Source organism: Geodermatophilus telluris, assembly GCF_900102745.1.
GTDB classification, from domain to species: domain Bacteria; phylum Actinomycetota; class Actinomycetes; order Mycobacteriales; family Geodermatophilaceae; genus Geodermatophilus; species Geodermatophilus telluris.
Window position 1 is genome coordinate 488,209 of the sequence record NZ_FMZF01000002.1, and the last position, 12,572, is coordinate 500,780.

Genomic DNA, 12,572 nt, shown 5'->3' on the forward strand with positions numbered 1-12,572 from the left:
AGACGGTCGTGACCACGTACTACCCCAACCCCGGACTCGAGGCGGAGCTGGCCTACCGGCGCGAGCTGCTGCAGGAGCTCGGGCGCGGCACCCGCACCCGGCGCACGTGGCGGTCGCGGCGGTCGCACCGGGCGTGACGGCGGCGACGGTCCCGTCGGCGCCCCGTGCCACGATCGGCGGCGTGCCGCGGTGGGACGAGCGGCCCCTGGTGGGCCGGGACGGGGAGCTCGCCACCCTCGTGGCCGCCGTCGACCGGGCCGCGGCCGGCCGGGGTGCGGCGGTGCTCGTGGCCGGCGACGCCGGCGTCGGGAAGTCCCGGCTGCTCGACGAGCTCGCCGCCCGCGCCGCCGGCCGCGGCCTGCGGGTGCTCACCGGCCACTGCGTCGACCTCGGGGACGTCGGCCTGCCCTACCTGCCCTTCGTCGACCTGCTGCGGCCGGTCGCCGCCGACCTCGGCAAGGGCGCGGCCGGTCTGTTCGCCGCCCGCGCCCGGGCCGCGGGGGAACCCGACGTCCCCGACCTCGGCAGTCCGCCGGCGCTGCGCCCACCGGTCGACGACGGCCGGCTGCAGCTGTTCGAGGCCACCGCCGCCGCCCTGAGCGGGCTGGCCGCCGAGCAGCCGCTGCTGGTCGTGCTGGAGGACCTGCACTGGGCCGACCGGTCCAGCCGCGACCTGCTGCGCTACCTGCTCGCCCGGCTGGCCGACGAGCCGGTCGCCGTGGTGGCCTCCTACCGCTCCGACGACCTGCACCGGCGGCACCCGCTGCGCCCGCTGCTGGCCGAGCTGGTGCGGCTGCCCGGCGTCGAGCGGCTCGACCTCGGCCCGCTGCCCGACGCCGCCGTGGAGGAGCTCGTCCGCGGCCTGGCCGGCGGGGTGCCCGACCGGACGGTGGAGGACGTCGTGGCCCGCGCCGAGGGCAACGCCTTCTACGCCGAGGAGCTGCTCGCCGCGGGGCTGGCCGGCGAGACGCTGCCGCTCGCCCTCACCGACGTGCTGCTGGCCCGGGTGGAGCAGCTCGGCCCGGCCGCCCAGCAGGTGCTGCGGGTGGCGGCGGTGGCCGGGCGGCGGGTGCGCCACGAGCTGGTGGCCGCCGTCGGCGGGCCGGCCCCGGCCGAGCTGGAGCGGGCGCTGGCCGAGGCGGTGCACTCCCACCTGCTCGTCGTCTCGCCCGACGGCGCCTACCGGTTCCGGCACGCGCTGCTGCGGGAGGCCGTGCTGGCCGACCTGCTGCCCGGTGAGCGGGTGCGGCTGCACGCCGCCGTCGCCGCGCACCTGGCCGCCGTCCCGGGCGCCGGCACCGCCGCCGAGCGGGCCCACCACCTGCAGGAGAGCAACGACCTCGCCGGCGCCCTGACCGCCTCGCTGGAGGCGGCCGACGAGGCGCGGCGGGTGGGTGCCCCCGCCGAGCAGCTGCAGCACCTGGAGCGCGCGCTGGCGCTGTGGCCGGCGGTGCCCGACGCCGCGGAGCGCGCCGGCCGCTCGCAGGCGGTGCTGCTGCTCGACACCGCGGCCGCCGCCCGCCGCGGCGGCGAGCTGCACCGCGCGGTCGCGCTGCTGCGGGCCGCGCAAGACGTGCTCGGCCCCGACGGCGACCGGGAGCTGCGGGCCCGCGTCCACTACACGCTCGCCCAGGCGCTGGCCCGCGTGGAGGACCAGGAGTCCGCGCTGCGGGAGACCACCGCGGCGATGGCCCTGGTGCCGGCTGCGCCGCCGTCGCCGGTGCGCACCTGGGCGGCGGCCACGCACGCGCGCGCCTGCTTCGAGGTGGGCCGCCGGGAGGAGGCCGCGGCCGCCGCGGAGGAGGCGCTGGCCGCCGCCGACGCGCTGGGCCTGGACAGCGCCTGGGCCGACGTCGCCGTCTCCCTGGCCCGCTCGCGCGGGGGCGCGGGGCTGACCGCCCGGCTGGAGGAGGCGCTGGCCCGCGCCCGCCGGTCGGGCGACCCCGACGTGGAGATGCGGGTGCTGTTCAACCTGGCGATCGTCGCCCACGAGGACGGCGCGTCGGAGGAGACGCTGCGCTGGAGCGACGCGGGGCTGGCGCGGGCGCGGGAGCTCGGCGTCGAGTGGTCGTTCTACGCCGCGGAGCTGCGGCACCTCGGCGTCCTGTCGCGGTACGTGCTCGGCGACTGGGACGGCAGCCTCGCGCTGGCCGACCAGCTGGCCCGGGTGCCGGAGATGGCCGCGCACGTGCGGGCCGACGGCCTGCTGGTGCAGGTCGGTCGCGGCGACCCGGCCGCGGCGGCCCGCGCCGCCTGGGCGCGCGGCCTGGTGCGGCGGCTGGGCGCGCACGCGCTGCTGCTGGTGGCCACGGCGGGGGCGGAGCTCGAGCTGGCCGGGTGGGCGCCCGACCCGGCGGCCGCGCTCGCCACCGGCCGGGCCGCCGCCACCCGGCTCGAGGAGCTGTGGGGTGCCGAGCGCATCGTCGTCCTCCGGCTGGCCGCGACGGCGCTGGCGCCGGTGGCCGACGCCGCCGCGACGGCGCGGCTGACCGGCGACGCGGCGGCCGAGCGCGGGTGGGTCGCCGGCGGGGAGGAGCTGGTGCGGCTGGCGCGCGCGGCGGTCGCCGACCACGAGCGCGTGGCGGGGGAGTACGGCGTCGAGGCGGCGGCCTGGGTCGCGCGCCTGGAGGCGGAGGCCGCGCGGCTGGCCGGCCGGGCGGCACCGGAGCTGTGGTCGGCGGCGGTGGCGGCGTTCGGCTACGGGCACGTCTACGAGCAGGCGCGCAGCCGGTGGCGGCTGGCCGAGGCGCTGGTGGCCGCCGGTGACCGTGATGCCGCTCTGGAGCCGCTGGCCGCGGCCGCCGCGACCGCCCGGGAGCTGGGGGCCGCGCCGCTGCTGGCCGCGGTGACCGCGCTGGCCCGGCGGGCGCGGCTGGACCTGCCCGGTGCCGGCCGGGTGGCCCCCGCCGCGGCGGTGTTCACGCCGCGCGAGGCCGAGGTGCTCGCGCTGCTCGCCCGCGGCCGCACCAACCGGCAGATCGGCGGCGAGCTCTACATCAGCGAGAAGACCGCCAGCGTGCACGTGAGCAACATCCTGGCCAAGCTCGGCGCCGGTTCCCGCACCGAGGCCGTCGCGCTCGCGGCCGCCCGCGGCCTCCTGCCCGCCTCCTGAGGGTCGCGGGTCAGTACGTCTCGTCGGTGGTCGTCCGCCGAGCCGGCGCACCCGGGACGCGGGGGTCGTAGGCGTCGGTGCGGGTGACCCGGCGGCGCGGGCCCCACACGGCCACCTCGAGCACGATGCCCAGGGCGCCGGCGGCCATCAGGATCCAGCCGACCACCTGCAGGTCGATGCCACTGACGTCCAGGCTCAGGGCGAAGGTCAGGACGGCGCCCAGCGCGAGCAGCACGATGGCGGTTCCGAGACGCATGCCGGTTCCCCTCCTCGCGGCGGGACCGTTCCCGGGCCCGTCCCGGGGTCCGCTCGCCGCGGCGCCCGGGTGCCCCTGCGTCCGGGCGGCGAACCGGCTGGTGCCCGGAGATGACCCGAACGGGTGTCCTGTGCACTCCCGCGGAGGTGCACACCGTCCTCAGAGCATGGTGCGGAGGCGTTCCCGGCGGGCGCGCAGCACCTCGACCGACGCCGAGGCCGACGGCGGGCCGGGCACCGACTTGCGCAGCTCGGTGTGCACCACCCCGTGCGGCCGCGAGGTCTTCGCCGCGACGCGGGCGACCAGCCGGTTGACCTCCCGGCGCAGCTCGGCGGCGTCGCGCCAGGAGCGGCCGGCGTCGTCCTCGTCGGGGTGGTCCTCGACGACCGGCAGCTCGCCGGTGTCGTCGTCGTGCACCCGCTGGGCGATCCGCAGCCGCAGCTCGTCGTCGCGGCGGGCCAGCAACGACGCCGTCTGCTCGGCGGTCAGCAGGCCCGGGATGCCGAGGAAGTCCTCGTCCTCGGGCGCCACGGCGACGCCGCCGTCGGAGCCGGTGTGCGCCGTCCCGCCGTGCAGCACGTGCGCGAAGCGGGCGTCGGCCTCCAGCGCCTCCCACTGCTTGAGGCCCACCGGCTCGCGCTCCTTCGGCGGCAGCGGGTCGAGGTCGAGCGCCTCGGGGTCGGCCGCCTTGGGCGGCGGCATGACGTGGTTGCGCTCCTTCTCCATCGACGCGGCCAGCCCGAGCAGCGGCCGCACGGCGGGGAGGAACACGGTGGCGGTCTCGTGCGACGCCCGCGAGCGGACGACGCGGCCGACGGCCTGGGCGAAGAACAGCGGCGTCCGGTAGGAGGTCATCCAGGCGAGCACGGCGGCCCGCGGGACGTCGACGCCCTCGGAGATCATCCGCACGCAGACGGCGATCCGCGCCGACCCGGTGGCGAAGCGCTCGATCTTCTTCGACGCCTTGGGGTCGTCGGACAGGATGAGCTCGGGCGCCTTGCCGGTCACCCGGCGGACGATCTTGGCGTAGGCGCGGGCGTCGTCCTGGTCGCTGGCGAGGATCAGCCCGGCGGCGTCGGGCATGCCGCCGTGCTCGCGCAGGTGGGTGATCCGGTCGTCCATCGCGGCGACGACGTGCGGCACCCACTGCCCCTTGGGGTCCAGCGCGGTGCGCCAGGCCGCCATCTCCACCGAGCGGGTGCCGGCCTCCGACAGCGACGCGGCGACCACCTCGCCGGCGGAGTTCCGCCAGCGCGCGGTGCCGGTGTAGGCGGCGAAGACGACGGGGCGGACGACGCTGTCGGCCAGCGCCTCCTTGTAGCCGTAGGTGTAGTCGGCGCGGCTGACCAGCCCGGCGCCCTCGGACGAGTCGCCCTCGAAGCCGTCCTCCTCGTAGCGCACGAAGGGGATCCGCTCGTCGGGCTTGGTCCGGAACGGCGTCCCGGTCAGGCACAGCCGGCGGGCGGCGAAGCCGTAGGCCTCCTCGATGGCCTCGCCCCACGACAGGCCGTCGCCGGCGTGGTGCACCTCGTCGAGGATCACCAGCGTCTTGACGGCGGTGGCGCGGGCGGCGTGCAGCATCGGCTTGCCGGCCACCTGCGCGTAGGTGGTCACGTAGCCCTGGGTGCCGGCGCGCACCGGGCCGACGGCGTTGGTCAGGCCGGGGTCGAGCACGATGCCCACCCGGTCGGCGGCGTCGGCCCACTGCAGCCGCAGGTGGTCGGTGGGGCAGACGACGACCACGCGGGCCACCTCGCGCCGCTGCAGCAGCCGCGCGGCCAGCGTCAGGGCGAAGGTCGTCTTGCCCGCGCCCGGGGTCGCGGTGACGAGGAAGTCCTTCGGGGACGCGTCCTCGTAGCGCTCGAGGGCGGCCTGCTGCCACGCCCGGAGCGGTCGGCTGGTCGTCTGCGGGGCGACCGCCCCGGCCCGTGCTGCACTCGCCATCTCGCGGCCCATCCTGCCTGGCGCGGGCCGGACACGCCCGACCGGCCACCTCCCGCGCGCCTCGCGGACGGCGTCGTATACGGCAGCTCCTACACTGCGCTGACCTGCGGAAACGGGGACAGCGTGACTCGCCTCACAGTGCGGCCGGACCGGTCCGTCCCGCCTCCTGGACCCCACCCGTCCCCGGGCAGACTGGACCCGTGGCGGGGGGCGCGGTGCTGCGCTGGCTCACCCGGCCGGACGACGTCGGCGTCCCGCTGGCCGCGGCACTGGCCGCCTGCTGGCGCGAGGTGTCCGACGCCGGCGGCGCCGTCGGCTTCCCCTTCCCGCCGGTGGACCCCGCCGAGGTCGCAGCGGCGGTCGCGGCGACGACGCTGCGGCTCGACCCGCGGCTGTGCCGGCTCCTGACGGCCACCGTGGACGGCGAGCTGGCCGGCTGGCTGCTGCTCACCGGCAACGCCGCTCCGCTGACCGCGCACTGGGCCTCGCTGTCCCGGGTGCAGACCGCACCGGCCCACCGCGGCACCGGTAGCCCGGCGCGCTGCGGCTGGCCGACGACGACCTCCGCGACGAGGTCCTCCTGCAGCTGGACCTGCGGCCGGTCAGCCCCCGCCCCTGAGCAGGCGCAGGTGCGGGCCGGTCGGCTCGTCCTCGCGGAGGTCGGGGACCTCGGGCAGCCGCGCCGCCCGGCGGACCCGGTTCTCCGGGACGTCGAGCACGCGGGCCAGGTGCGAGGCCAGGCGCGGGCTGATGAAGGCCCGGCCGGGGCTGCGGGTGAGCCGGTCGAGGACCTCCGGGGCGACCGCCCCGCGGGCGCGCAGCGCGGCCTCGTGCACGCTCAGCCCGAGCTCCCACAGCCGGCGCCGGACGAGGTCCTGCAACTCGGTCGAGTCCACCTGCCGACGATAGGCCGGACGGCGGCCTCGGGGCAGCCCCGGCGACGGTCGGGCCGACGGCGCGCACGCGGTCCCGCGCGCGCCCCGCCGGCCTCCGGGCTCATCCCCGGGCGGGGGCCTCCGCCCGGCCGCCTGCCGCCCGACGGCGGGCGAGGAGCACCGCCGCCACCGCGGCGACCAGCGCGACGGCCGCCACCGCCGGGAGCACGGGCTGCCCGCCGGAGAGCAGCTCGTCGACGACGTCACCCTCGCCGCTGCTGGCGTTGAAGGTGGCGTGCAGGACCGCGACGGCCAGCACGCTCCCCGCCGTCAGCCGCAGGAACAGGCCCACCACCAGCCGGACCAGCACGGCGGCCAGGAAGAGGTAGGCGACCGCGCCGAGCAGCCCGGACGCCGTCAGCTCGGTGGCGAGCAGCATCGGCAGGTGGATGCCCGCGAACGCGACCGCGGTGAGCACTGCGGCGGCCACCAGCCCGTGCCGGTGCTCGAGGCGGGTCTGCACGAACCCCGCCCACACCGTCTCCTCCCACAGGTTGATGACGACGACCGCGATCACCAGGTCGACGAGGGCGCCGCCCAGCAGAGAGGGCAGCTCCGCGGCCGTGACCGACCGGCCGAGGGCCGCCCCGACCGCGAGGGTGGTGACGGGGAGGGCGAGCAGGACCGCGACCCACTGGCCGACGCCGAAGCGCCACCGGACCGCGCGGGCGAGCAGCGCGCGCACCCCGGCCCGCCCGTCGGCGACGGACGTCACCGCGACCACCGTCGGCAGCATCACCAGCAGGGTCAGTGCGAGGACGAAGGGCTCGTCGGGCAGCGGGCCGCCGGGGACGATGCCGTGGAAGGCCAGGGCCGGCACCGCCAGCAGTGCCCAGCCCACCGGCAGGGTGACGGCGAGGAGTGCGGTCACCGGGTGGCGCCCGACCCAGGCGCGCAGGCCCCGCGGGCCTGCCGCGGTCCGGGGAGGAGGCGGAGCCGGGGTGTGCTCGATGGCGGACATGTCAGGACCTGCCTCTGTCGCGAGCGGGTGGGGTCCGGTCCGGCAGCGGCCGGACCGGGTGGACGCCGGCGAGCCCGAGGGCGGCGGTGTCGCGGGCCAGGACCACCGCCGTGCCGTCCGCGGCCTCGACCAGGCACAGGCAGCGCCGGTCGGCCGGGACGTGCCAGCCGCCGCACCACCGGATCGGCGTCCCGGTGGCCGCCAGCCGGCGGACGGCGAGGCGGAGGGCGGCGGACATGCCCTCCTCGTCCCGCCCGTCGGGTGAGCTGCCGCGGAGCTCCACCAGGAACAGTCCCCGCTCCCGGGCGGGGGGCGGGTGCTCCGGCGAGCGGCCTGCGTCCACCCGGCCACCGTGTCCCGCGGGCTCGCCGGGCACATCGGGAGGACCCCGGAGGGAGGTACGGATCCCGGCCCGGGACCGTACGGAGTCGCTACGGTCGGGCGGCATGGCGAGGCCAGGCACCCCGGACGGTCTCCTCCGGCTGCCGGCCGAGCGCAGCTCCTTCGTCGGGCGCCGGGCCGAGCTGGCGGAGGTCCGCCGGCTGCTGTCCGCCGCCCGGCTGGGCACGCTGGTGGGGCCCGGCGGCGTCGGCAAGACCCGGCTGGCCCTCCGCGCCGCCGCGGACCTGCGGCGCTCCTTCCCCGGCGGCGTGGCGCTCGCCGACCTCGCCCCGGTGTCGGACCCCTCGTCGGTCGTGGAGCGGGTCGCCGCCGCGCTGGACGTGCGCGACGTGTCGGCCTCCTGGCTGCCCGCCCGCGTCGCCGAGGTGGTCGGGGACCGGCAGGTGCTGCTCGTCGTCGACAACTGCGAGCAGGTGCGCGACGCCACGGCTGTCCTCGTCGACACGCTGCTGGCGGCCTGCCCGCGGCTGTCCGTGCTGGCCACCAGCCGGGTCCCGCTGGACGTCGACGGCGAGGCGCTGCTGGCGGTGCCGCCGCTGCCCGTCCCGCCGCCCGGGGCCCCGTCCACCCCGGACGACGCGGTGCACCTGCTCGTGCAGCGGGCGACGGCGGCGGTGCCCGGGCTGGCGCTGACCCCGAGCGACGCGCAGGTGCTCGCCGACGTGTGCCGGCGGCTGGACGGGCTGCCGCTGGCCGTCGAGCTCGCCGCCGTGCGGCTGCGCACGCTGAGCCCCGCCGAGCTGGCCGCCCGTCTCGACGACCGCTTCGCGCTGCTCGCCCGGTCCGGGACGGCGGCCGCCGAGCGGCACCGCACGCTGCGGGCGACCGTGCAGTGGAGCGCCGACCTGCTCGCGCCGGCCGAGCGGGTCCTCTGGCGGCGGGCGTCGGTCTTCGCCGCCGGGTTCGACCTGGCCGCCGCGGAGGTGGTGTGCGCCGACGAGGCGCTCCCCGCGTCCGCGGTGCTCGCCGCGCTCGACCGCCTCGCCGAGGCCTCGCTGCTGGTGGGCAGCCGCGCCGGGGGCGGGCGGCGGTTCCGGATGCTGGAGACGGTGCGGGCCTACGGCCGGGAGCTGCTCGCGGCGTCCGGGGAGGAGGCCGCCGTGCGGCGGCGGCACCGCGACTGGTGCGCCGGCGTCGTCTCCGCGGCCGCCGCGGAGCTCGCGGGACCGGCCCAGGTCGCCGCGCTCGACGCCGTCGACGCCGTCCACGCGGAGGTGGGCGAGGCACTGCAGGGGGCGCTCGGCGCCCCCGGCGAGGAGGAGGTCGGCCTCGCCCTCGCGGCCGACCTGTGGCTCTACTGGGCGGCCCGGGGTCACCTGGGGGAGGGGCGCCGGCACCTGGCCGCGCTGCTCGCCGCCTGCCCGCGGCCGACGGCCGTCCGGGCGCGTGGCCTGCTGGCGGCGGGTTACGTGGAGCTCACGGCCACGGACCCCGACGCCGCCGTCCCGCTGCTCGAGCAGGCGCGGGAGCTGGGCGCGGTCACCGGGCCGGCGCGGGTCCCGGCGCTGGCCACCCAGTTCCTCGGGCAGGCGGCGCTCTTCCGCGGTGACCTGGGGGCCGCCGACCGGCTCCTGCGCGAGGCGGCTGCGGTCCTGGGGACGGCCGACCCCCGCCACGAGGCCTTCTGCCGGGCCGACGTCGGGGTGACGGCGTTGCTGGCGGGGGACCTGTCCGCGGCCGCCGAGGCGTTCGAGCGCGCCCTCGCACTGGGCGCCGACCCGTGGACGCGCTCGCACGCGCTGTGGGGGCTCGGTCTCGTGCGGCTGGCGGCCGGCACGCCGCACGAGGCGGCGGGACTGGAGCACGCCGCGCTGCAGCTCATGCGGGACGTCGACGACCGCAGCGGGACGGCACTGTGCGTCGAGGCGCTGGCGTGGGTGGCCGCCGCCGAGCAGGACTGGGAGAGAGTGGCGCGGCTGGCCGGTGCCGCGGACGGGGTCTGGCGCTCGATCCCGGCGGCCCTGCCCGCGCCCCTGGGTGGGCGGCGGGAGGAGTGCGCCCGGGCGGCCCGGCGCGCGCTGGGGGAGCGGCGGTGGGCGGCCCTGCACGGCGAGGGGGCGGACCTGTCGCGGGCGGCGGCGGTCGCGCTGGCCCTCGGCGACCGCGCGCCGGTGCCCCCGCCGCGCACCGAGGCCGACCCGCTCACCCCCCGGCAGCGGGAGGTGGCCGCGCTGGTGGCGCAGGGGATGACCGACCGGGAGATCGCCTCGCACCTGGTGATCTCGCCGCGCACCGCCGAGTCGCACGTCGAGCAGATCCTGGCGCGCCTCGGGTTCCACTCGCGGGCGGAGATCGCCGCGTGGACGGCTGCCCGGGGTTCAGCCGGGCACTGACCAGCCGTACGGCGGCCCCGACCGTGTGCCGTCGTGCCGTCGTGCCGTCGTGCCGTCGTGCCGTCGCCATGACGCCGTCCACGTTGAGCTTTGCTTCGACGAACCCCCTGCTCAGCGACTTGTGCAGTGATCGTCTCGAACGTATGATCGAACACGTGGACGACGTGTTGACCGCTCCGGTGCCCTCGGCGCCACCGGTCGGCCTGTCGTCCGGTGCTCTGGGTGCGGTGCAGGCCGCCGACCGGGAGATCGCCCGCCAGACCGCGCTGCGTGCCCGGGCGGTGGCGGAGTTCGCCGCGTCTCGGCCGGCGTCGGCCGACCGGCCGCCGGGCGCGCCGGGGGCGATGGCGGCCGAGCGGTGGGCCGGGCGGGCCGGGGTGCTGCGGCCGGTGAGCGAGTGGGCGGCGCAGGAGTTGGCGGTGGCGCTGGCGCTGTCCGAGCCGGCCGCCGAGGCGCTGCTGGAACGCTCGCTGACGCTGGTGCACCGGCTGCCGGCGGTGCTGGCCGCGCTGGAGGCCGGGGTGCTGCACCCGGGGCACCTGTGGCCGCTGCTGGAGCACCTCGCCCCGGTCGCCGACGACGCGCTGCGCGCCGCACTGGAGGGCGAGCTGCTGGCGTGGGTGGCGGGGCGGGCGGTGAGCACCCCGGCTCAGCTGGGCGCCAAGGCGCGCCGGCTGGTGCTGGCCCGCGACGCCCGGGCCGCGGCCGACCGCCTGGTCCGGGCGGTGCGCCGGCGCGGGATCGAGGTGCGCCCCGATCGGGTGGCGGGGATGAGCGTGGTGACCGCGCTGCTGAGCACGCCGGAGGCCCGCGCCCTGCTCGCGGCACTCGGCGCCTACGCCGACGCGCTGCCCACCGATCCTGCCGATGGCCGGAGCCGGGGGCAGCGGATGGCCGACTGCCTGCTGGACCTGGTGCTGCGCCCCGGGGAGAGCGGTCGGGCGCCGGTGCAGGTGACGCTGACCGTGGTCGCGCCGGTCGGGGCGCTGCTCGGCGGGGACGCCGCCTGCGAGATCGACGGGCAGGTCGTGCCGGCCGAGGTGGTGCGCGCTCTGCTGGCCGCCCTCGCCGGGATACCGGTCGCCGTCGCCGAACCGGATGCGGGCGCCGCGGCGCCGGACGCCACCGGCACTGACCTCCACAGTGAGCCCGACACCGACCGCCACACCGACACCGAGACCGACGCCGAGACCGACGCCGAGACCGAGCCGCACACCGGCGGGCGCGTCGACCGCGGGGCGACCGCTCACCTCGCCGCGCAGCTGGGCTGGCAGGCCCGCGAGCAGCAGGAGCTGGAGCGCTGGTGGGCCGAGTGCGAGCGGCGGGTGCTGACCGGCGAGCACGAGCCCGGCCCCGATCCGGTGCCCGGCGAGGAACTCCTGCGCTGGCTCACCGAACACGGCCCTCCACCGAAGTCCGGTGAGGACCTCGGGGAGGGGCCGGCACCCGATCTAGACGCACCGCCCTCGGCGGCGCCGCCCTCCGATCCCGGCGAGGGATGGTGGGCGCGCGCCGACCGCGCCGTCGATGACGCCTCCGCCGCACTGCTGGCCGCCCAGCAGGCGATCGGGCACGCCCGCCGCCTGGTCGCCACCGCCGACCACGCCGACACCACCGACGAGACCACCCGGGCGCACGGCCCCGCCGGACGGGCCGGGGTCGCCCGCGACGCGCTCACCGCGCTGCACGCCGCCACCGACGAGCACCGCGACGCCCTCGCCGCGCTGCTGCAGCGCACCGCCGGTGGCGGACTGGCCGACCGGCCCCGCCTCGCGCTCACCGACGCCCTCACCGGCGCCCTGCTCGCCCTCACCGACCTGCCCGCACTGCGCCGCGCCGACCGCGCCGGCACCGGCCTGCACCGCCCGCCGGCCACCGACGGCTACCGGCCCGCCGCCGCCCTGGACCGGTACGTGCGCGCCCGCGACCGCCGCTGCCGCTTCCCCGGCTGCCGCCACCGCGTCCCCCCCGGCGGCGAACTCGACCACACCCGCCCCTGGCCGGACGGCGAGACCTCGGCGGCCAACCTGGCCGGCTTCTGCACCCGCCACCACCGCGGCAAGCACCAGGCCCCCGGCTGGCACCACGACCTCGCACCCGACGGCACCCTCACCGTCACCACACCCACCGGGCTCACCGCCACCACCACACCCCCGCCCTACTGAGCGGGCGGGCGCCGGACCAGCGGGTCAGTGGGTGAGCTTGAGCCCGATGACGCAGCCGATGATCCCGAGCAGCAGGAAGATGCGGACCGCCGAGACCGGCTCGTCGCCCGACCACATGGCGTAGCCCGCGGTCAGCGCGGCACCGATGCCCACCCAGACGGCGTAGGCGGTGCCCACCGGCAGGCTGCGCATCGCGTAGGCGAGCCCCAGCATGCTGGCGACGATCGCGACCAGGAACACCACCGTCGGCGCCACGCGCGAGAAGCCCTCGGTGCGGCCGAGGGCGGTCGCCCACACGGCCTCGAGGACACCGGAGAACACGAGCACGATCCAGGACACGAGGACTCCCGTGGTCGCCGTCTTGTCGCTGTCCGGGTACGGCGCCGCTCGTCCGGGGGCCCCTCGACCGGGTCCCGTCCCCACCATGGCACACGGGAGCCGGCCGGGGCGGTGAGGTCGGCCAC

General features: G+C 78.5%; 10 protein-coding genes and 1 riboswitch. Of the genes, 4 read left to right on the top strand and 6 right to left on the bottom strand.

All coding sequences use genetic code 11. The features are described from left to right. The first annotated feature begins 8 nt into the window (after window positions 1-8). Both BLQ97_RS24175 and BLQ97_RS07535 read left to right on the top strand, forming a co-directional pair. Window positions 9-137, top strand: coding sequence for a hypothetical protein (locus tag BLQ97_RS24175; RefSeq protein ID WP_281181382.1), 129 nt, complete (start codon window positions 9-11; stop codon window positions 135-137). A gap of 44 nt (window positions 138-181) precedes the next feature. Next, on the top strand, window positions 182-3,112 hold the full coding sequence (locus BLQ97_RS07535) for an ATP-binding protein (RefSeq protein WP_091365752.1): 2,931 nt from the start codon (window positions 182-184) through the stop codon (window positions 3,110-3,112). A gap of 10 nt (window positions 3,113-3,122) precedes the next feature. Here the strand turns inward: BLQ97_RS07535 and BLQ97_RS07540 are convergent, their stop codons facing one another. The 5 genes from BLQ97_RS07540 to BLQ97_RS07565 form a co-directional block, all read right to left on the bottom strand. Next, complete coding sequence (locus BLQ97_RS07540) at window positions 3,123-3,368, bottom strand: DUF6458 family protein (RefSeq protein ID WP_139173512.1); 246 nt, start codon at window positions 3,366-3,368, stop codon at window positions 3,123-3,125. 159 nt (window positions 3,369-3,527) lie between these two features. Then, window positions 3,528-5,312, bottom strand: a complete 1,785-nt coding sequence (locus BLQ97_RS07545; RefSeq protein ID WP_091365753.1) for a DEAD/DEAH box helicase — start codon at window positions 5,310-5,312, stop codon at window positions 3,528-3,530. A gap of 602 nt (window positions 5,313-5,914) precedes the next feature. Next, on the bottom strand, window positions 5,915-6,208 hold the full coding sequence (locus BLQ97_RS07555) for a hypothetical protein (RefSeq protein ID WP_091364826.1): 294 nt from the start codon (window positions 6,206-6,208) through the stop codon (window positions 5,915-5,917). 100 nt (window positions 6,209-6,308) lie between these two features. After that, entirely contained in the window at window positions 6,309-7,118 is an 810-nt protein-coding gene (locus BLQ97_RS07560; RefSeq protein WP_245691946.1) for a CPBP family glutamic-type intramembrane protease, read from the bottom strand. A 91-nt stretch (window positions 7,119-7,209) separates the two neighbouring features. After that, on the bottom strand, window positions 7,210-7,551 hold the full coding sequence (locus BLQ97_RS07565) for a hypothetical protein (RefSeq protein ID WP_091364831.1): 342 nt from the start codon (window positions 7,549-7,551) through the stop codon (window positions 7,210-7,212). Between the two features lie 103 nt (window positions 7,552-7,654). On the opposite strand from BLQ97_RS07565, the gene BLQ97_RS24180 reads away from it, so the two are divergent. Beyond that, on the top strand, window positions 7,655-9,943 hold the full coding sequence (locus BLQ97_RS24180) for an ATP-binding protein (RefSeq protein WP_091364834.1): 2,289 nt from the start codon (window positions 7,655-7,657) through the stop codon (window positions 9,941-9,943). A 155-nt stretch (window positions 9,944-10,098) separates the two neighbouring features. Further along, window positions 10,099-12,108, top strand: a complete 2,010-nt coding sequence (locus BLQ97_RS07575) for an HNH endonuclease signature motif containing protein (protein WP_245691947.1) — start codon at window positions 10,099-10,101, stop codon at window positions 12,106-12,108. Window positions 12,109-12,132: 24 nt separating this feature from the next. Here BLQ97_RS07575 and BLQ97_RS07580 read toward each other — a convergent pair whose 3' ends face one another. Beyond that, entirely contained in the window at window positions 12,133-12,447 is a 315-nt protein-coding gene (locus tag BLQ97_RS07580; RefSeq protein ID WP_091364839.1) for a DMT family transporter, read from the bottom strand. 11 nt (window positions 12,448-12,458) lie between these two features. Next, a riboswitch (guanidine-III (ykkC-III) riboswitch) is annotated at window positions 12,459-12,526 on the bottom strand. Window positions 12,527-12,572 lie beyond the last annotated feature (46 nt).